The sequence below is a fragment of the Paenibacillus sp. FSL F4-0100 genome (genome assembly GCF_037993005.1).
Classification (GTDB): Bacteria; Bacillota; Bacilli; order Paenibacillales; family Paenibacillaceae; genus Paenibacillus_AQ.
Genome location: NZ_CP150303.1, coordinates 1,651,597 through 1,672,699 on the forward strand (window position 1 = coordinate 1,651,597; position 21,103 = coordinate 1,672,699).

Genomic DNA, 21,103 nt, shown 5'->3' on the forward strand with positions numbered 1-21,103 from the left:
AGCGCATTCATAAAAGTGGGGAGTGAATTAGTGAATGAAAACCAGAAGACATGTCTATCGAAGCAGCAGGTTGATCCTATGCATGACGCTGGCGTTAGCGATAATGTTCAGTTCAGCTGTTTCTGCATGGGGCAGCAGTTCCGATGCAGACGCAAACGCCGAAGATCCACGCGCTGTTGTGATTGAAAATTTCGAATCGGTAACAAATATGTCCGCAACCTCCGTAAGGGGAAAGGCCCAGCTGGAGGTAGTAGGGAGGCCGGAGCCTATCTATTACGGACATCACGCTGCTGCTCTAACTTATGATTTTGTGGGCAGCGAATCCGGCACCTCGGCGGCTTATCTCAACTTCAAAGATCCGGACGGTTCTACCGGCAGAAGCGTCCCCGGTTCACCGATTGCACTCGGTTTATGGGTTTACGGCGATGGCGGGAATCATTGGCTCCGTGCCCAGCTTCAGGACGCTTCCGGTGGCAAGCATGCCGTGGATTTAACCTCTACCTCCGGTTTTAGCTGGAAGGGCTGGAAATACGTCAAATTTAACGTCCCCTCTACCATCAAGGCTCCTCTCAAAGTGAATCAAATCTATATCACCGAATTAAAGGACACGAATAAAAACAAAGGTACCGTATACTTCGACAGGTTGTCCGCATTCTATACGGCTTCCCAAGTGTACGGGCTCGACATTGGCGGGCTGACGCCCATGGGCGTAGGAGAAACGGCGAAGCCCCAAGTATATGCAACCTATGAAGGACATACGGAACCTGCATTATTAACAACCGGCGTGAAACTCACCAGCAGTGACGATAACATCGCTACTGTCACGGGCGCTACATACGACACTATTGAGGCATTGGCGCCGGGAACTGTAACCATAACGGCAGGATACGGAGATGGACCAAAATCTCAGTATGATCTTCATATTACGCAGGATGTGCCAGCCCCTGGAGAATTGCTGTTATCCGGGCCGCTTCATATGGAGACCAGTCTTACCGGCAACATGAGAACCAGTGTGGTTTACTCCGTATACGGAAACCAGACGGACCCCGTATGGCTGACTGAAGGAATTAGTTATGCAAGCAATCAACCGGGCGTTGTATCGGTAGATCAAACCGGTCAATTGACCGCAGTTTCCGCAGGAACGGCAGACATTACGGCTTCGTACCGTGGAATATCCGCACAGCATGCCATTACGGTGACGGATCCAGTTCCTGTTCTGCAGAGCATCGAACTTCAAGGACTTACATCGGTTACGGTAGGAGACTCCTTCGAGACGGCGGTGTCCGCAACCTACTCCTGGATGGAGGAGCCGATGATCATAACGGAAGGCGTTACGTTTACCAGCAGTCATCCGGATGTAGCCGCTGTCGATGATAAAGGAGTGGTATCCGGCTTGAAGATAGGTTCCGCTAGAGTAACAGCGACATTCCAAGGAAAGGCCAGCTCCCTCTACATCACGGTGAACAAAGCTTCTGAGCATCCGAAAGCCGAGATGAGAGCGGCCTGGATTGCAACCGTCGACAATATTGACTGGCCAGCCAAAGGAGTCACCGATCCGGATCAGCAGAAGCAGCAGTTTATCAGTCTGCTTGATCAGTTGGAGGATGCGGGAATGAATGCGGTCATTATGCAGATCAAGCCGACGGCGGACGCATTCTACCCGTCCAATTACGGGCCATGGTCAGAATGGCTGACGGGAGTTCAGGGCAAAGATCCGGGGTATGATCCGCTGGCATTCCTGCTGGAGGAAGTCCATAAGCGGAACATGGAGTTTCATGCCTGGTTTAATCCATACCGCATCAGTCTTCAAGGAGACGTTAACAAACTTGTAGCAGACCACCCGGCCAGGCAGCATCCGGAGTGGGTTGAAGAATATGGCGGCAAGCTGTATTTCAACCCAGGAATACCGGAAGCGCAGCAGTTTATTATCGACGGCATCATGGAGGTCGTTCGCAATTACGACATCGACGCCGTGCATTTTGACGATTACTTCTACCCGTATCCCGTAACCGGCGTGGATTTCCCGGATACGGATACCTTTAACCAATATAAAGGCTCCTTTACGAATAAGGGCGACTGGAGAAGAAATAACGTCAATCAATTCATTCAGAACGTGAACGAAGCCATCAAGGCAGAGAAGAGTTACGTGAAATTCGGCATCAGTCCGTTTGGTATCTGGAAAAATAAATCTAGCGATCCGACCGGCTCTGAAACCAATGGTCTTGAGAGTTACAATGCCATCTATGCCGACTCGAAGAAATGGGTTGAAGAAGAGTGGATCGATTATATCACGCCTCAGATTTATTGGAATATCGGTTATTCCGCTGCCGCTTACGATAAGCTGATCGATTGGTGGAGCGGGATCGTGTCCGGCAAGAACGTTCATCTATACAGCGGACAAGCCGTATATAAAATCGGGTCGAATGCCGATTGGTCCAACCCCGAAGAGATGCCGAACCAGATCCATTACAACCGCAACTTTGAGGAAGTCCGGGGCAGCATATATTTCAGCTCCAAATGGTTTAAGGACAATGCGCTCGGATTTACAGACAGACTGAAGAACGATCTGTATCGATATCCGGCATTGATCCCGGCGATACCTTGGATCGATTCGGAAGCGCCGACTTCGCCTAAGAAGCCAAAGGCTGATCACGAGCAGGATGGTGTGCAGCTAAGCTGGAGGTCGACAGATGATGAGACGTATTATGCGGTTTATCGTTTTGATGGCAGAGGAACCGGCAGTGTTCAAGATCCGTCGCATTTGTTAGGGACTCTCCGAAAAACAGCCGATAAGATGCAATTCTTTGTCGATCATACCGTAGCGGAGGGACAAACCTATACGTATGTCGTGACGGCAGTTGATCGTCTGCATAATGAGAGTGCCCCAAGCAAACCGGTCACGGTGAAAGTGAAGCATAGTGGTAAGCCTGGAAAGCCCCCGGTGAATCCACCAGGGAAACCGAGCAGACCGTGAGTTGACATGAGCGCGATAGGATCTAATCCATACCGGTTAACGGCTGTTCCACTTCCCTAGCAACATGTAGCTTCAGGGAACGACCAGCCCATTTCAAGCAAAAGGGACATCCCGGCTTATAGCCTTGGGATGTCCCTTTTGCGCTTGTTCCAATGGATATGCGTGATACAATAGGTGCATTACGACCTGGAGTGTGGTGCATGTTCAAGAAATTAGGAATGGCATTGGTTTACGCCGCCGTAGGTGGTCTTGTTTACTTTTATGGCGATGTCATATTGGTATGGATTCGATCGACAGACAGTATCATGCTAATGATGTTCATGGCCGTCATCATGGCCTTGTTTCCGGTGATCCCTTATCCGGTGGTAGGAGGCGTTATCGGTGCCGCCCTGGGGCCGGTCATCGGCGGAATTGTCACTTGGGTCGGCTCCACCGCCGCTTCCATCCTTATGTTTATGTTCATCCGATACGGCTATCAGGAATGGGTCGACCGGGTGCTTTACCGTTATAACAGGCTGGGAAAAGTGACAACGATGTTCGAACGGAACGCCTTTTTGACCATCCTGTTTACCCGGTTGATCCCGTTTATTCCTTCCATTGTCATCAACGTGTACGCGGCTCTCAGCAAGGTAACGTTCGCATCATACAGCATCGCGTCCGCGTTAGGCAAAATCCCAGCCATGCTGCTGTTCTCGATGGTGGGGGATCATCTCATGACAGACCCTTCCCACATCATCATCACCATCGGCGTATACGGTGTATTTCTCGTGATCACCCTGCTGGTTTACCGGTTGTCAGGCTTTGGTCGTTCAGGAAGAACGGAGACCGAACGTTTATAAGTGTTCAATTGATGAGGCGGGACCACTCCGTTCAGCAGATGCGGAGTTCTCGCCCTTTTTCTTTTGGAACCAAGCCCGAACAGCCTCGATCTCTCGCTGATCCATTCCGCTTAAACTTTCGTTGATCTCGCTGAATATCATCTTCACTTGAAGGGATAGAAGCCCTCTTCTTCGCTGTCTGCGGGTACCGCTAACCTCCATGGCGATAATCTGCGGCCTGCGTATATACCTGGTGGACATAGCAATGAAACGGCTGCGGATCGTTAGCTGTTTGTCTGTTACATTAAGTCCGGAATCCCGGTGCGAAAGGAGTCCCCAAGCTAACGAGAGCGGAAGGAGCAGAAGCGATAACAAACCGAGCCCGTCAAAATACCAAATGCACGCGGCACTAACTACCGCGGCAAAAGCCAGCTTCCACCGCAAGTACATCCATTTTGCGCGCGGTGGCGGCGAAGCGGTAATGGCATGAGAGCTGAATTGAGGGGTAACCCGATTCAGCAGTGCCGGAATATCTCCAGTCTTCAGTAGAGGATGGAGCATGAAATGCTTGTCAGACTCAGACGTAAGCACATGAACCTTCACTTCAGCGTAACCGAACCAGCGCCGGAATACGCCTTCTTTTACGGTAATGGCCAGCACTCGTTCGGGAGAGAAGAGCAGTCTCTTTCTCTCCAGCAGACCGCAGCTGACCGAGATTTGTTTCCCGATCCGCTCGACGGTAAATCCAGCATATTTGATCGTGTAGAGTACGGCGGAGAGCAGCCAGGATACGATGAGCGCCACAGCAGCAATGCTGATCCAACTGCCGGGCAGCAGCTTCCCTGCCGATTGAAACAGCGATTGGTACATCCGATCCGGGAGCAGGTCATCGGCAAATGATAAAATACCACCTACAAAGGCTAAAGCCAGTGACAGGTTGGGCGAGGAGAGAGCAGCAATGAGCAGGCGTCCGGAGGATAGTTGCAGCAGCGTGCTGCGTTCTTCCTCTACGGTGATTGGATCGTTTGCATTCTTTCTACCAACGGAGCCTGAATCGGAATCCTCCAAAAGACCGCTTCCGTATTCTATGTTCTGATTCGACGGTTGAACGGATTCGTAATTCTCTCGGGTTTCCGGCGGTTGAACAGATGGCCCCTCCGTCTGAACGGGAAGGCTCTGATCGGATGGGTCGGGGCTTTCATGGGCTTGGTGAATCTCACGCTGTGTCTGCCTTGTTACGGTTTGCTCGCGCAGCCAGCGCTGCAGCCGTTCGCCTTCGCTATTGGTAATGGCAGGCAGTATGCCCCCGCCTTCCGTTTTACCCGGCGTTTCGATTCGGACCTGGGTAAGCCCCAGTAAGCGCTGCAGCAAGGGCTGCTCCATATTCATGGAATGAATGCGACCCGTATAGATGGACAATTCCTCACGGAACAGAACGCCGCGGCGAATGAGGATTTTGTCTTCTTCTAACGTATAGACGAAGCGTTTCCACTTTAGATACCCGTACAGAAGCAGAAGCGAGACCAGGATGACGATGGCGGCGGACAGCCAGTACCAGGGGATGTCGCGCAGCGATTTTCCGTTAAGGAATTTGATGGATACCAGAGCGGCGATGGGAATGAGTGATTTTACACTGCCTACGAGCGGGAACAGGATGAACAGGCGGTGAAGTCTTGTCGGTTCATTCATCGTGATCCACCACTTTGGCCAGCTCGCCGATCTGTTTTTTCAGTTCCTCTGCTTCTTCCAGCTTGAGCGCCTGAATGACATGAGTCGTAGCGGCGGTAACGACCTTTACCTTGGCTAAGCCATATTTACGAAGGAGCGGTCCCCGTTCCAGCTCGACATGCTGTACCCGCGTCATCGGGACAAGGGTGTCACTGAGCCAGATCCAGCCGGAGCGAAGCTCCAATTCTTCCTCGCTTACCTTGAAGCCGAATTGTTTGTAGGTGAAAGAGGGCACGGCCCAAGTAAACCAGGCTCCGAGAACCAGAAGTCCGATGGTGATCCAGCCCGGTATCAGGGTCCACCCGAATATAGCAGCCATAATCAGATAGGCTGCTGCAGCGAGTAGAATAACCCCATCCGTAATGAAACCCGTTATGCGGGAGATCGTTACGGAGTCCGGGTGACACCTGCGCATGGCGTCAAGTCGATTGTCCATATGTATGTTCCTCCTTGATGTTACAGATTCGTACATTTTGCATCTTTTATGTATGTCTACGTTCTTGGGGATGGATCGTTTCATCCCGTCCTTTGACTTGATTGCCGTGCCTATCATTGTAGCATAACAGGCTAACGAGCATCTGAACCTGACCTAACGGTTACATGAACACATGCCAAATCTGTTAAGCTTGAGTTAAGGAAGAACATGAATGATCGAGAGGCGAAAGGATCGCATGCAATGAAAATAGACCGGCTATTAGCCATAACCGTCCTGCTTCTGAACCGGGGGAGACTGAGCGCCAAGGAGTTGGCCGATCGGTTTGAAGTATCGAGCAAAACCATATATCGCGATATGGATACGCTATGCCAAGCCGGGATCCCGATTGTTGCCCACCAGGGAATATCCGGCGGGTTTGAAATTATGGAGCATTATATGATTGACAAGTACTGGCTGTCCGCTGAGGAGATGAGTGCACTGGTTACAGCCGTCAAAGGGATGAGCAGTGCACTGGATGATCAGCAGATGGGCATCCTGCTTGAGAAGGTAAAAGCGCTGCTGCATAGGGTAGAGCAGGGGCTTGGCGATGAATATCGGAGGGAACCTGTGGTCATGGACTTTCAGCCTTGGGGACAGCGTCAAGGACTGAAACCTACCGTGGGCTTGCTCAAAAAGGCTATTCAAGAAAAGCGCAGGGTCGAGATGGAGTATATTGATACGCAGGGCAACGCGGAGCGAAGAACCATTGAACCGGCATCCTTGATACTGAAGGGCAATATTTGGTATGTACAAGCCTTTTGTCTGGAGCGGGAAGACCATCGAATCTTTCGATTATCGCGCATGCAGCATATCGAGATGCTGGATGAGACTTCGGAGACAAGAATGATACCGAGCATGGAACGATTAGAATGGGATGCTTCTTGGTCGAGCGCACAGGAGCAGGAGACTGTGCTGTTATTCGAAGCAGCCGCGCGTCAGCGGGTGGCGGATATTTTTCCGCCGGAACAAGTAACCGTCAACCCGGACGGCTCTTTACGCGTTCACGTGTTATACAAATTGGATGAGTGGTTTTACGGCATGATTCTAAGCTTTGGTGATCAGGTGCTGGTTGAGCAGCCGGGCGAAGCAGCCGAGGAAGTGAAGCGAAGAGCACAATTGATTATGCAGCGCTACGATAACCAGGACAGATAGATGTCCACGTTACCTCCTTAGAATAGAGATATATTCATTTTAAGGAGGATACACATGAGTGATAGCAATCAGAATCAGAGTGAACGATTTATAGAAGTTAGACCCGCCATGTCCATTCAGGGTGTCGGCGTTCGAACGACGAATGAAGCGGAGGCAGGACCGCAAGGCAAGATACCGCAGTTATGGGACCGGTATTTCCAAAGCGGTTTGCAGGCACAGTTATCTGATAAGGATCAAGCCATATATGCTTTGTACACCGATTACGAAAGCGACGCATCCGGGGAATACACCTTGATTATCGGCAACAGGATAGAGGAAGACGTGGCTGCTGCAGCTTCTTCGGAGGAATTGAAGCAAGCGTCCGTCCCAGCAGCCAAGTACATGGTATTCCGGACAAGACGTGGCCCTTTGATGGAAATTGTCCCTGAGGTGTGGTATGCAATTTGGAGTTACTTCCAGCAATCAGCCAAAAAAAGGACGTATACCGGCGATTACGAACGCTATGATATGCAGCAGTTTGATCCTGCCCATACCATGGTGGACGTTTACATCGCTATTGAATAGCGGTTAAGAATCGGCTACTGCTCCATTGCTTGGAGTGGAAACGACTAATCCGGGTGATATGACCCAATCCGGAAGTTAGCAATATTTGCCAATAACGAACTAGAGGGTGATCCCGCAGCGGGATCACCCTCTTTATTTCACAATCCAGAGACCGGCATCTTAATCATCGTTATGAACGTAGTGCCGCCATAATCAAACGATGTTACTTCCGAGAAACCCAGCTGGGTATACAAGCGAATGGCTCGTTCGTTGAATTTGGCAACGGTCAGTCGAAACGATTGGCGATTGTGAATTTCAGCGATGGACGACAGCACGAACGAGAGGAACTCTTTTCCCCGACCTTGTCCGGTCGATTCCGGTTTCATGCCAAGTCCAAAATCCAGCAAATCCTCGTCATATGCACCTAACGGGATCGCAAACGGAATTTGGGCAGATGAGCCTGTACAGCAAAAGCCAAACAGCTGCCCTTCTTCGTCCAGTATGGCGTAATACGAACACTCAAGGAGTTCTTTCCGAAACCCCTCATCCGGCCCGCTGTTGTAGAAGTCATAGGGAGGTTCATAGTTCCATTGCATAATTTGCTCGGCGAACGTTTCGGTCATGGCCGCGATACGAAGAGGCATGATTCTCATCCTTTGGGTTTGTTGATATAGGTTTCTTCCATATCCTTTATTTCGATTTGGAAACGTAAAAAACCTTCTCTTCCCGTACATGGCCGGGCATACGCCCGGTCCATGCTGAGAAAGAGAAGGCATCCATTCCGAAGGTCCAGCTTATTTGAACCCGGTTAGTGCCGATCCCGATTTCATGAAATACTTCTGTCCGAAGAAATAGATCAGGATCATGGGAATCGCCATGATGGTGGAAGCCGCCATCAGTTTCTCCCACTGCGCCCCGTGATCCTGCTGAAAGCTTTGCAGGCCGACGGTGATGGTCCATTTGACCGAATCGTTCAGATAAATGAGCGGTCCCATGAAATCCACGTAAGACCACACAAAAGAAAATAAAGCGACGGTGGCCAGAGCCGGTTTCAGGATCGGCATGATGATCTGGACATAAACCCGCAGCTCTGAAGCACCGTCGATCTTCGCTGCCTCGGACAATTCTGTCGGTACGCCAAGCAGGAACTGCCGAAGCAAAAAGATGAAGAACGGTGCTCCGAAGAATGCGCCGATGGTCAGCGGCATGATCGTATTCACCCAGCCGAGCTTGGTGAAGATGATGTACTGCGGGATCATCTGCACTTGAGCCGGCAGAATCATGGTCGCCACCACGATGGTAAAGATAATGTTTCTGCCCCTCCAAGGAATGCGGGAAATCGAGTAGGCTACCAGCGGTGCAGAGAATAGCTGACCGATGATATTCACCATACAAATCAGAAACGTGTTCATCATATAGCGTGTAAAAGGAATGGCTTGAAGGGCTTCTTTATAATTCGACCATTGGAACGTTTCAGGCAGGATACTCGGCGGAAACATGAGTATTTCTTCCGGCGTCTTCAACGAGGTCATCACCAGCCATACAAATGGGAACAGGAAGATAACAGCGAATAGAATAAGGACCAAATGCGGTAGGATAACGCGCAACTTGACAGCCATGTTACTCACCTCCGTAATAGACCCAGCGGCCTGACGTTTTTAATAGGATGAACGTAATCAGCAATACGATAATAAACAGAATCCAGGCGAGCGCCGAGGCATAACCCATCTTCAGAAAGACAAAAGCTTCCTGATACAGATTGACCGCATAGAACAACAGAGACTGTTCCGGACCGCCCAAGGAGCCGCTTCCATCTACCTTGCCGCCAGCCAAAATGTAGGATTCCGTAAAGATTTGAAAGGCTCCGATTAATCCCATGATGAGCTGAAAAAGAATGATCGGGGACAGGGCAGGGACCGTGATCTTCCAGAACCGGTACCACCAGTTCGCTCCGTCTACCTGAGCCGCTTCATAATATTGTCTCGGCACGCCCTGGAGAGCGGCGAGAAATATTAAAGCGCCTGCACCCGAGCCCCACAGGCTCATCAGGATAAGAGACGGTTTCGTATAACGGGGATCCAGCAGCCACGCCGGGTCCGTTAAACCGAGAGTGCGAAGTGCCATGTTAACCAAACCGAAGTCGGGGTTCAGCATCCATGTCCACAATAGAGCGCTTGCAACGATCGGTATGACGGATGGAAGGTAGAAGATGGTGCGGTAATAATTGATCCCCTTTACTTTGAAATTGAGCATCACGGCAATCAGCAGAGAGACGGTCAGCGTGATCGGCACGGATATGAACGCCATAAAAAAGGTGTTACCGAGCGACTTATAGAAGCGGTCATCCGCAAAGATCTGCTCGTAATTCTGAAGCCCTACCCACTTGGGAGGGCTGAATAAATCGTATTCGGTCAGACTCAGATAGAGCGAACCGAAGAACGGATAGACCGTAAAAGCCAGAAAGCCGATAATCCAAGGAGAGGCGAACGCCAGGCCAAGGTATACATAATGACGCTCCTTCCTGGACCAGCCTGATATGTGTTTTCGTTGATTCGCTGCTGTGGAGACTCTCATCTTCGCGATTCTCCTTCCGCTTCAAAATATTTAGGTTGCAGCCCTGTCCAATACATCGCTGCAATGGACAGAACCTGCCTAGCTCATTATTTCACCAGAGGCTGAATCTTTGCCTTCACCTTATCCATGCCTTCCTCCATGCTGACGGTACCTCGGATAATAGCGTCATATTGCGCGCTGAATTCGGTCATGTACTCGTTCGCGTAGGAAGAAGCCGGGAAGGACCTCAGGTTTTCGCTTCCCGAATAGTCCAGGAATTCCTTGAATCCGGGCACATTCTCATAGAGTGGATTGGAGAAGGCGGAGTTTCTCGTTGGGAGATTCCCAAGGGCGGCCGTAAATTCGGCCATTTGCTCCGGTTCGGTCATCCATTTAATGAATTTCCAGGAAGCGTCCGGGTTTTTGACGCCTTTTGGGATATAGAATACGCTGGTAGTCACATTTCCGGAGTTTTGAAGTTCCGGGTTGTTCTCATCATAAGGAATCGGGGCAATGCCATAATTCAGATCAGGCGAGTATTGTTTGATGAAGGTGGGTAGCCACTCTCCATCGATCGTCATCGCATACTTGCCCGAGAAGAACGGATTCTGTGCTGACATGTATTGGCCAAGCCCGGAAGAGAATCGATCCAGATTATCGGAACCGTATTGATCCCAGATCTCCTTCGAGAGCTTAATCGCTGATTGGATCCCGGGATGGTCCGGCGTCACCTGCTGCGTCGATTCATCATAAAACGATCCGTTAAAGGCATAGCTGAACGTATACGCATCCATTCCGGGCCACAATCCGAGTCGCTGGAGGCGCCCGCCATCCTCGACGATGCTCAGCTTTTTGATATATTCTTTAAGCTCGCTTATCGTTTCCGGTGGACCGTCATAACCGGCTTCCTGCAAAATATCCTTGTTGTAGAACAGCATGGATACATGCATGGCCGTCGGGATCGCATACGTCCTGCCCTCATGCTGGGAAGTGCTTAGGGCAGCCGGCACGAAGTCTTTAAGATCCAAGCCGTCCTTCGTTATATAATCATCCAGCGGCATCATGGCGCCGCGCAGCCCCCATGGCACGACATTTTGTCCGAATTGGGATGCGATGTCCGGAGGATTGCCCCCGGTAATCGCGGTAAGCTGTTTCTGATAGTCGCTTTGGGATAGGCCTTTTACTTGAATGTCGGGATTGGCCGAGTTCCACTTGGCAATCAATCGTTCCAGCGCTTCCGCTTCCGGTCCGGTCCAGCCGTACCAGAAGTCGAGCGTTACGGCATCCTGGGCAGGCGGATTATCGGATGGCTTGTCACCAGCATCACTGCCCGATTGCGGCGGATTACCGCCAGAGCATCCTGTTGCGATAGAGAACAATAGAATAAGACTCCATATCAAATGTTTCTTCTTCATTCCTCTTCCTCCCCTTGAGCAATCGTGTACAATCGTGTAATCGTAATCGAAGTTCTATCAATTCCCTCCCCAAAACAGTTGACTAAACAACCGGCCCTGATCCAGTTATTTGTAAGAATTATGGATATCGTAGCATGTAAAAAAATCATTTCATTTCACTATCGTGTTCAAAAATAGGATTATCGTATGGCATTGAACGTTCTATTTGATCGCTTGTTTACGAAAGTCGGTGGGGGAGATGCCCGTGTATTTTTTAAAGATTCTGCAAAAATAGGAGAGTTCATTAAAACCGCTAGAGTAGCAAACATCCGTAACGGTTAACTCCGGCTGCTTCAGCATCATCATGGCCTGCAGAATCCTCAGGTCGGTGAGATACCGGTTGAATGTTTTGCCTGTCCATTCTTTGAAGAGGATGCAGAACGTGGACCTTGATAAATTTGATAGGGTGCATAGATCATTCAGATTCATATCTTCTTGGTAGTGGTTATGGATATGATCAACGACTCTTGTCATGATTCCCCGGTATTTCTCTGATTTCTCGAACCCTTCTCTGAGCAGTTCACCGTTGACCTGCCGTACCAGAATCGAGAGGAGGACAAGCAGTTTCGCTTTGAGCGAGATTTGAAAAAAAGGGGTTCGTCTCTCGTATTCAATCAGCATGTCCTTCAAGACATTTTGGACCGTTACGTCGGTAACGCTGTCCAGCGTTATTTTGGATTGGGCGTTCATTTCCTTGCGCAGAAAGTATTCCAGAAACCCCACATCGAAAAAAGTATGATCTGTTGGCATTTCCTGAAATCTCTCGTTCACGAAGGCTGGCATAAATTCGCATCCGTAAATCTCGATGTCCTCATCGGGTGAAATGCTGACGCTGTGCAGGGTAAACGGAGGTATAACAAAAATATCGCCCTTGGAGATCTCGTACGCCTGTTGATTAACGGTGTGTTGGAATGCTCCTTTCGCCACATACCAAATCTGAAAATAATCATGACAATGCGTCCACAAGCTCTGTTGATAGGTCAATTTATACATTTTGCACGGAAGACCTTCCAACATTTCCATCTTTGAGTTAAAATAAACGACACCTGATCCCGTTAGTTCTTCAATATCAACCTGACTCCAATAAATACTCAATGTTTTACCCTCCCCTATTGATTTCCTTTGATTTAAGAAAACGCTTTCAGTTTATGAGTCAGCCATTTTCTTAAAGATGATTATCCCTGAAAAACGAATCGTGTACAGCATTCCTCTTCCTGCCCTTTGAAATATGTTTCGCATTCGCAAACATCCTATTTCTAGGGGAATGTGGGGTTGTTATGAAAATTGTATATTTGGATGGTTTGAGAGGTTTAGCTGCCTTGATTGTGGTCGTGTCTCATTTTTTTCAGGTGTTTGCACCGTTTGTTTTTGAGGGGAGGAAGGAGATCGAGCATTTCGCTTTCGAGGGGATTGCCGCGCGAACACCGTTCAATCTGCTGTTTAACGGCAACTTTTCCGTCTGTCTGTTTTTTGTGTTGAGCGGATATGTGCTCAGCTATCGTTTTTTTCAAACCGGGGACAGGCTCATCATTTATTCGTCTGCCATTCGCCGCTATTTTCGTTTGGCAGCACCCGCCTTGGTATCCGTCTTCCTTGCTTATTTGATCATCGTGTTGGATCTCGGAGCATACGACAAAGTACGCGGAATGACATTATCCTCGATGCCGGATCCGTTCGCCGCTGACGCAAATCTGTTGGTCATGCTGAAGGAAGGCTTGTTTCATACCTTTTTCACGTATGGATCGCAGTATAATCCTGTACTCTGGACCATGACATATGAGCTGTTCGGATCGTTTCTGATTTTTGGGTTTCTTGTCCTGTGTGGGAGACGGGTGATCCGTTATGCTGCATATGTTCTCCTGATCTACGTCTTCAACGATTCTTACTACCTGGGATTCATGCTGGGGATGCTGCTCGCAGACTTGAAGCATAGTGATCGGGATTGGCTGTCTTACTTCAATGCACCATGGATGAGCTTCACATGGATCACGGTTGGCATTTATCTTGGCTCTTATCCATACTTGGATCCGGAGGGAACAATCTATTCTATTCTCGTGTGGGAATCGGATGGATTCGAATTTTTTGCATTTTATCATGTGATCGGGTCGTTTCTGATTCTGATAGCCCTGCTGAATTCGAGATGGCTGCAAGCGTTGTTTCATCATAAGTTATTTGCCTATCTGGGAAAGATATCGTTCTCGCTCTATCTATTGCACTTCACGATCATCTGTACACTGGGATGCCATCTATTTCTTCTGTTCAGCACATTTCTCTCCTATGGGTGGAATGTAATCGTGACGAGTCTAATCACGGTTCCGGTGATCTTTGGCGCTGCCCATGTATTCTACCGGCTGGTGGACGTTAGCGTCTTATCTTTGCTGTCGCGCTGGAGCAAGAAATGGCTTGCCAGCCGGAAGAGGAGAGCGCTCAATGCCCATGTCCCTCATGAGCAATCCGTAAAGGCAGACTAAGACTAAGGATATCAAATAAGCCCATTTATGCATGAGAAAAAACCTTCTGGTCCGCGGCCGATAGAGTTTGGGTATTTTACCTGATCCCAGGCTCGACAGGCTGCGATAACCGAAGGTTTTTTTGCTATTCCTCCTTACATGAAATGAATATGTCTTACATACCCTGCTTCGATTTTTTACAGTTCAAGGGATAGTAGCGCCCGTACGCTTTTCCATAGGACACGATTCTTTCAATGGTGTCCTTCTCTTTAAGTTTGGTGAATGGGCATGGATCGGGGAGCGTATTCACTTCCAGTATCCAGAGCGTAAGGTCGCGATCTACTGCGAGGTCGAGTCCCAATTCGTTCAATGCAGGATAAGTATGGCTCATGTGAGCAGCCACTGCCAAGGCAATACGGTCAATCTCTTGAAGGAGTTCGTTTGTCTTCGCATCATCCGCACTTGCGCGAATAAGTCGGTCTGCGGAATAAATCGTACCGCCTTGGCTGCCGTTGGTAACCGCTTTTCTCGGATGGGCGACACGTCCAACCGTTCCGGTAGCTTCCCATTCCCCCTCCGGGTTTCTTTGAATCATGACACGAAGGTCGAAAGGGCGATGATCATATGTCAGCAAATGTATTCCTCTCTGGATCAGATAGCGCTTGCTGTCTATTTGTTTACTCAATGATCGGCACAGTTCTCGATAAGAACGACAAGTCAATGTTCTTATGCCGTTTTGATACTGATATGCCGACCCCTTCTTCTCCACGCGCATGACCCCTTTACCTTGTGAACCAGCATCGGGTTTCACATATACCATGCCGTAGCGCTCCAGCATGTCAAACAGATGTCTCCGTGAAAACAGCTGGGTGGGTGGAACGAGCTTCGCCAACTCTTGTTGGCTTTGCAGAAGTTTTGTTTTGGTCCACTTGCTCTTCACCGTGAATCGGGAGGTTTTCATAAGATGTGCCTCATTTCAGGAAGATATGGTGTTATTGTACGAAGCTGGCGGTCAAAGTGTAACCGTGCAGCTTTTTTTCTATAGGGGAATCGAACGAAATGAAGGAAGCGACATAGACTATAGTCAGGGGGAGTGGACTCCAATCTGTCGAAGGGGGAAGCGAAGTGCGGGATTCCAACATTCTGCAGCAAGCCTTGGTCCGCTCGCGTCGTTATATGCCATGGTATGAGGGCTGGGTACGGGGGAGCATCGGAAGAGCGCTCGATGAGATGGCTCAGGAGCCGAGGTTAGAACTGGAGCATCTACCGCTGATGACGCACACCGTGCTGGAGGAGCAATACTATACGGACGACAATCCGTTGGCAGCTCGAAGTGATGTTCATTATTATCGTACTTCCGGCACGAGTTCGGGTCGGCGCAAAGCGATCTATTACTCTGAAGCCGATGAAGAGGATTATATTCGGTTCAAGCTCCAGGTGTACCGGCAGATTCTTGGATCCGGCCAATATCGATCGGCTATTGCGGATATGGGTACCGGGCACGCGGAGGCAACGTCGATCGAGGTGTTCCGCCGCTTAGGTATGAACGCCGAATCGATCCCCTTTCAGGCGCCGATTGAGCAGCATCTTGAGCGGCTCGCACTGTGCAAGCCGGAGGTGCTATATACGATGCCGTCGATATTGGATCGCATCCTGAACGCTTCGATTGACGCGACCGTATATGGCATCCGTCACGTCATACTGGTTGGCGAAATGGCTTCCCCCGCCTGGATTCAGCTTACCGCCAAACGGCTCGGAATCGGTGCAGACCATATTACGGATACGTACGGTTCCATCGAGATTGGCACGATTGCTTATTACTCCCATGAACACGGGCGATATCTTCTGACGGACGGACTGCTTGCCGAGGGAGTACGCCCGGAGCAACTGGACGCTGATCTTGAACCGCTTGCCAATCCGGAGGAATCCGTGCTCGTCCTGACATCGGGTTATCGGGAAGCGTTTCCCGCCATTCGCTATGTCACCTACGACGTAGTGCGCGATTTGCGCCCAATGATGGTGGATGGAAGACTCCGTCAAAGCTTTAGCAGCATCGTTAAGCGAATCGGACCAGATCTGAAGCATGGAGAGAAGATCAGCATCTATGATATTGAAAATGTCGCCTTGCGCCATCTGCATGCGGGCAGCGTTCAGGTGAAGGTGGCTCATAACGCCTTGATCGTGTATATATTCCATTCCACGGCAGAGCAAGCGATATTACAGAGGATCAAGCATGATATCGAGCAGCAGATTCCCGAGATCGGTACGATGATACAGTCCGGAATCCTTGGCGAAATCCAGGTGATTCGCGGAGATGGTGAGCCAGGAGCAGGTACGACATCGGTTAAACATAAAAAAATATGGTACGAGTAAATAAGGAGAATGACCTTGGAACTTCAAGACGGGATTGCAGGCGTGATCGGTGTCACTCCATTAATCCGCCTTAGTCGATTGTTTAACAACCGTTCGTTTGATGTATACGGAAAACTGGAGTGGATGAATCCCGGAGGAAGCACCAAGGATCGACCAGCGCTTCATATGCTTCGGGAGGCCATGCGCCGCGGCGAGATCACGCCGAGCACGGTCGTCATTGAATCCAGCTCAGGCAATCTAGGCATCAGCCTGGCACAACTCTGCAACTACTTGGGGCTGCGTTTCATCTGTGTCATTGATCCGCGCACAACCGATCAGCATCGCCGCATCATTCGCAGCTTTGGCGGGGAGCTTGAACTGGTCACGGAGCCCGACAAGGAAACCGGTGAATTTCTGCCTGCACGAATAAGAAGGGTTAATGAACTGGTTCACCGTATGCCTAATGCTTACTGGACCAATCAATACGGTAATCCGGACAACTATTTGGCCCATAAAGAAACCACCATGCAGGAAATCGCTGAGCGGTTAGGCGAGATTGATTATTTGTTTTGCGGGGCTAGCTCATGCGGAACGATCCGGGGATGCAGAGAGTATATTGCGGATCGGCAGTGGTCTACCCAAGTTGTGGCTGTGGATGCAAAGGGAAGCGTTATTTTTGGAGGAGAGAAAGGTCCGCGGAAATTGCCTGGACTGGGTGCCGGCATAACGCCGACTTTATACCACGAGGATATAGCGGACCGCGTAGAGTACGTGTCGGACCTAGATTGCATACGGGGCTGCCGGGATCTGGTTCGGTACGAGTCGATTCTCGCCGGCGCTTCATCTGGCGGGGTCATCTCAGCAGTCCAGCGGATGTCGGGCAGCATCCCGGAAGGAGCGTTATGTGCGGTAATTTTACCTGATCGCGGTGAAAGGTATTTGGACACGGTGTATAACGATATATGGGTACAGCAGGAGTTTGGTGTGGACCCGGTTCTTTCTCTTTGGAGGATAGATCATGATTTATTTACATGACGGACACATACGTGAAATCGGGATGGATTGGTCAACGCTGATTCAAAAGATAGATGAAATCATCAGGATCAAAGAGAACGGGGACTGCGTTCATCCGCTAAAGCCGTATTTACGCTTTCGCGCCCCCGAGAATCGAATCATTGCCATGCCAGCTTTTGTTGGAGGAAATGTAAATATGTCCGGCATCAAGTGGATCGCAAGCTTCCCGGGCAATAGCCTGCATGGTCTGCCGAGAGCGCATAACACGATAATCCTTAATCATCCGTTGACCGGTGAGCCCGTGGCTGTCATATATAGCGGATTGCTGAATGGTTTGAGGACAGCTGCGGTAAGCGGGTTAATGCTGAAAGCCTTCATTGAAGCCAGGCGGCTCGAGAGCGTACGGATTGGTATCATTGGCTGGGGGCCAGTGGGGCAGATGCACCTCGCGATGTGCAGGGCGCTGCTGGGGGATCGCTTGGAACGTGTGCATCTATACGATCTCAAAGGCATCGATCCGGCAACCGTTCCTGAGGAGGTTCGGAACATCACAGATATTGCGGATACTTGGCAGCCTGTCTACCGAAACGCCGATGTTCTTGCCACATGCACCGTCTCGGAAGAGCGATATATCAATGAGAAGCCATCGAAGGGGATGCTGCTTCTCAATGTGTCGCTGCGGGATTATACAACAGACAGCGTAGCCGGGGTCAAGGCCATTGTTGTCGATGAATGGATGGAGGTTTGCCGTGAGAACACGGATGTGGAACAACTGCATCTGATGACGGGATTGCAGGAATCCGACGTCCTGACGCTTTCAGATATTCTATGTCGTGACGGCCTGGCGGCTTACGACGATCATGAAACGGTTTTCTTCAACCCTATGGGGTTAGCGGTATTCGATATTGGCATAGCCAGTTACTATTATCACGAAGCAAAGCGATTTGGGAAAGGCATCGGGTTGGATAAAGGATAGCGATCCATATTAGAATAACAGGGCCCTTCGTTCCGCTGTATAGCGGAACGAAGGGCCCTGTTGTTAAGATAGACCTTTAACCGCTCGCATGGGTCTGCACCACATGCTGCCGGCGGTAAGCGCCCGGCGTTATGCCGGTGGCCTTCTTGAACGTCCGGTTGAAGGAAGTAATGTTGAGATAGCCGACACGCTGGCTGATCTCATTAACGGTCAAGTCTGTGCACGCCAGCAGTTCCTTCGCTTTGTTCATGCGGATGCCAAGCAGATGATCACTGAAGTTAAGACCGGTCTTCTCCTTGATATAGACGGAGAGGTAGGCGCTCGACAAGTTCAGCTTGGCTGACAAATAGTCGAGAGACAGATCATCGGCATACTGGTTATGGATGATGTTCATGAACATGGCGATGAGCGGCTCGTCGCCGGTATCCTTTTTCTTGCGAATGAGGGCGCAGGAGGCTTCAACGAGCTGACGGAATACCCCCTGGTAATCAGATAAACAATGACATTCTGCCAGCCTTGCGCTCCAACGCTTCAAGGATTGGACAGAAGTTTTATCTATCTGGGCCATCTCCATATAGCTTAGAATCTTGGAAGCGACCGAATCGGCGAAGAAACGAAATTGCGCGATGCCCGCCTCCTTACGCTGCATTGCTTCGAGCGCCTGGTCGATGATCTGCAAGGAGCGGCTGTCGCTGCCGGATTGCAGGGCGTCAAGCAGTCCTTTTTCCTGTGACGGGCTCAGATTGACGGTGGTTGGAAGAACCCGCTGCTTGGTTACCATCTGGGATTCTTCCAGGAGCTGTGCCTGCGCGGCCAGTCCTTTGACCTGATGGTAGGCTTGATTAAATTCGGACGAATGGCTCACCTGGGAACTGACGGCGATGGTGACCAGGAACAATTCCTTTTCCTCGTTTAACATGTCCTTGATTTCCAGCAGAAGATCCTCCAGGCGGGCGGCTTCCTCCCGTTTAAAGATAGATACAATCTCGTTCTTTTCGATCTGGAACGTATGAGACCCCGGATAGCGCTCAGCCGTGATCAGATGAATATGCTCCAGGATATGGCGGACAGCCTGATCGGTCTGGAGGGGGAGCTCATAAACCGGATTCATCCGGAAACGGATGTGATACAGAACCACGATAAAGCTTCCGTCATCCGACAGGAAGTCCTCCCACTCGCTGATATCGGTATTGATGCTCTTCAACTGACTGATATAAGAGTAACTGGTTAGAACCGATTTATGCTTGTTCATGCGCTCCCGTATTTCTTCCTTCTCCCGGAACAGCTCTTGAATACGGTTCTGGATCAGATCGTATTCCGTGATGCTGCCGGATTCCGGCATGGATGTACTGTTGGCTCTGTTCAGCACGGTGGTTAGAATCTGCTTCACGGGCTTGTGCAATCTGCGGCTGAGGAAATAGGAAGCGGCAAGGGCCACGCCAAGCGACAGGCAGAAGATGAGCAGCAAACCGCCGGTTAACCGGCTCAACTGAGAAGAGACATGGCTGTAAGGTACGGCCGAGACATAGGTCAGTCCGTCGGATCCGGCTTCGGCAAAATAGTAGGTTCCATCCTTCAGCACGGCTTTCTGTCCGGCTTCAAACGACGGAAGCTGATCTTGGTTCAGGGAGCCTAGCGTATACAGCACTTGGCCTTCGGCATTCAGAATGGCGAGTGCACGATCAACCGACTCGCCGAAGAAGGACTGGGCGGCCTTGTCGATATCGATGAGAGCAATGACCTCATAAGGACTATCCGGCTGTTTATAGACAAAGGGCATCAGTTTTTTCTCGGACAAATCGTTGTTGATTCGATAGGTTGATGCAGGGAGGAGTTTGAAGGACTCCTGATGGCCTTCGTAGCTGCTCCAGAATGAATAAGGATACATCGAACTTGCATAGGAACGATTGAACATATAGGAAGCATCGCCGCTTCCGGATTTGCTCAGTACAAAATCAAACTCCCGGAGATAAATCAGGGTATCCTCCAGAAAGAATAACGGGTTATAGATATCGCTCCGCATCTGCATCATCACATCTCGGGCTTTCAAGTAATTCACTTCGTTTCCCGTCTGGTTGCGAAGCTGATTATTGAAGCCGATTAATTCGGATTGATTGTATATATCAAACATCAGCACCTGAAGCCTGCTGAATTGATTGGTGAACCGTTCCGCCGTATCGTGAACGGCCTGCTGGCTGGTGTCGATGATTTCTTTTTGCAGGCTGGTCTTAAAAAGCTGGAAGATGACCATATAGAACAATCCGAATAACACGATGATGGCCAGAAAGCTCAGAAAAATCTTAAAGAATACACTGCGGCTTTTATGTCTGATCCAATTCACAGCCTTCCCCCCCTTTGTATTTTTCTGACGTCCAAGGTTTCACAACATTATATAGGACAAGTGTTAAGGATTGTGCCCGATTCGTGTTAATCGTTCGTAAAAAATGGATAGTCAATATTTTAGATTTTAAGCAATGCTTTAGGAAAACGGCGCTTCTGCCCAGTCATCCAATGAAAGGCGAGACATCATTAAAATGGTCAATACCCTTTATGCGTTCGGGTCGTTTATGATGCAGACGTGGACCTTTGGGACACACGAAGACGCATAGACGAA

At 49.9% G+C, this 21,103-nt stretch carries 17 protein-coding genes; 8 read left to right on the plus strand and 9 right to left on the minus strand.

Annotation, left to right across the window (positions count from 1 at the left end):
• Positions 1–34 precede the first annotated feature (34 nt).
• Both MHH48_RS07175 and MHH48_RS07180 read left to right on the plus strand, forming a co-directional pair.
• Positions 35–2,974 carry a family 10 glycosylhydrolase gene (locus tag MHH48_RS07175; protein ID WP_076322915.1) on the plus strand — a complete coding sequence of 980 codons (2,940 nt, stop codon included), beginning with the start codon at positions 35–37 and terminating at the stop codon, positions 2,972–2,974.
• Between the two features lie 200 nt (positions 2,975–3,174).
• The gene (locus MHH48_RS07180) at positions 3,175–3,813 is read left to right on the plus strand and encodes a TVP38/TMEM64 family protein (protein WP_076322916.1); all 639 of its coding nucleotides are present in this window, start codon (positions 3,175–3,177) and stop codon (positions 3,811–3,813) included.
• Here MHH48_RS07180 and MHH48_RS07185 read toward each other — a convergent pair.
• Both MHH48_RS07185 and MHH48_RS07190 read right to left on the minus strand, forming a co-directional pair.
• A complete protein-coding gene (locus tag MHH48_RS07185) occupies positions 3,808–5,481 on the minus strand; it encodes a PH domain-containing protein (RefSeq protein WP_076322917.1) in 1,674 nt (557 codons plus the stop codon). The two genes, MHH48_RS07180 and MHH48_RS07185, sit on opposite strands and share 6 nt — an antisense overlap.
• Positions 5,474–5,956 carry a PH domain-containing protein gene (locus tag MHH48_RS07190; protein ID WP_076322918.1) on the minus strand — a complete coding sequence of 161 codons (483 nt, stop codon included), beginning with the start codon at positions 5,954–5,956 and terminating at the stop codon, positions 5,474–5,476. The genes MHH48_RS07185 and MHH48_RS07190 overlap by 8 nt, the downstream gene beginning before the upstream one ends.
• Before the next feature lie 240 nt (positions 5,957–6,196).
• Between MHH48_RS07190 and MHH48_RS07195 the strand changes: the two genes are divergently transcribed.
• Positions 6,197–7,147 carry a YafY family protein gene (locus MHH48_RS07195; protein ID WP_076323166.1) on the plus strand — a complete coding sequence of 317 codons (951 nt, stop codon included), beginning with the start codon at positions 6,197–6,199 and terminating at the stop codon, positions 7,145–7,147.
• Between the two features lie 54 nt (positions 7,148–7,201).
• A complete protein-coding gene (locus MHH48_RS07200) occupies positions 7,202–7,711 on the plus strand; it encodes a GyrI-like domain-containing protein (protein ID WP_076322919.1) in 510 nt (169 codons plus the stop codon).
• Positions 7,712–7,848: 137 nt separating this feature from the next.
• On the opposite strand, the gene cpaA is transcribed toward MHH48_RS07200, so the two are convergent.
• From cpaA to MHH48_RS07225, 5 genes are all read right to left on the minus strand, one after another.
• Complete coding sequence (cpaA, locus tag MHH48_RS07205) at positions 7,849–8,334, minus strand: capreomycin N-acetyltransferase CpaA (RefSeq protein ID WP_076322920.1); 486 nt, start codon at positions 8,332–8,334, stop codon at positions 7,849–7,851.
• Between the two features lie 150 nt (positions 8,335–8,484).
• Positions 8,485–9,309, minus strand: a complete 825-nt coding sequence (locus MHH48_RS07210; protein ID WP_076322921.1) for a carbohydrate ABC transporter permease — start codon at positions 9,307–9,309, stop codon at positions 8,485–8,487.
• Position 9,310: 1 nt separating this feature from the next.
• The gene (locus MHH48_RS07215; protein ID WP_076322922.1) at positions 9,311–10,264 is read right to left on the minus strand and encodes a sugar ABC transporter permease; all 954 of its coding nucleotides are present in this window, start codon (positions 10,262–10,264) and stop codon (positions 9,311–9,313) included.
• Between the two features lie 86 nt (positions 10,265–10,350).
• A complete protein-coding gene (locus tag MHH48_RS07220) occupies positions 10,351–11,658 on the minus strand; it encodes an ABC transporter substrate-binding protein (RefSeq protein ID WP_076322923.1) in 1,308 nt (435 codons plus the stop codon).
• Between the two features lie 201 nt (positions 11,659–11,859).
• Entirely contained in the window at positions 11,860–12,792 is a 933-nt protein-coding gene (locus MHH48_RS07225; RefSeq protein ID WP_076322924.1) for an AraC family transcriptional regulator, read from the minus strand.
• 182 nt (positions 12,793–12,974) lie between these two features.
• Between MHH48_RS07225 and MHH48_RS07230 the strand changes: the two genes are divergently transcribed.
• On the plus strand, positions 12,975–14,168 hold the full coding sequence (locus MHH48_RS07230) for an acyltransferase (protein ID WP_076322925.1): 1,194 nt from the start codon (positions 12,975–12,977) through the stop codon (positions 14,166–14,168).
• Between the two features lie 154 nt (positions 14,169–14,322).
• On the opposite strand, the gene MHH48_RS07235 is transcribed toward MHH48_RS07230, so the two are convergent.
• Positions 14,323–15,108, minus strand: coding sequence for a YheC/YheD family protein (locus MHH48_RS07235; RefSeq protein WP_076322926.1), 786 nt, complete (start codon positions 15,106–15,108; stop codon positions 14,323–14,325).
• 164 nt (positions 15,109–15,272) lie between these two features.
• Between MHH48_RS07235 and MHH48_RS07240 the strand changes: the two genes are divergently transcribed.
• The 3 genes from MHH48_RS07240 to MHH48_RS07250 are packed head-to-tail and all read left to right on the plus strand — an operon-like array spanning position 15,273 to position 18,489.
• Positions 15,273–16,520: an AMP-binding protein gene (locus MHH48_RS07240; protein ID WP_076322927.1), complete on the plus strand. Its 1,248-nt coding sequence runs from the start codon at positions 15,273–15,275 to the stop codon at positions 16,518–16,520.
• A 9-nt stretch (positions 16,521–16,529) separates the two neighbouring features.
• Positions 16,530–17,534 carry a 2,3-diaminopropionate biosynthesis protein SbnA gene (gene sbnA / locus MHH48_RS07245; RefSeq protein ID WP_076322928.1) on the plus strand — a complete coding sequence of 335 codons (1,005 nt, stop codon included), beginning with the start codon at positions 16,530–16,532 and terminating at the stop codon, positions 17,532–17,534.
• Complete coding sequence (locus MHH48_RS07250; RefSeq protein ID WP_076322929.1) at positions 17,518–18,489, plus strand: 2,3-diaminopropionate biosynthesis protein SbnB; 972 nt, start codon at positions 17,518–17,520, stop codon at positions 18,487–18,489. Before sbnA ends, MHH48_RS07250 begins: the two co-directional genes overlap by 17 nt.
• Before the next feature lie 76 nt (positions 18,490–18,565).
• Here the strand turns inward: MHH48_RS07250 and MHH48_RS07255 are convergent, their stop codons facing one another.
• Complete coding sequence (locus tag MHH48_RS07255) at positions 18,566–20,830, minus strand: AraC family transcriptional regulator (RefSeq protein WP_076322930.1); 2,265 nt, start codon at positions 20,828–20,830, stop codon at positions 18,566–18,568.
• Positions 20,831–21,103 lie beyond the last annotated feature (273 nt).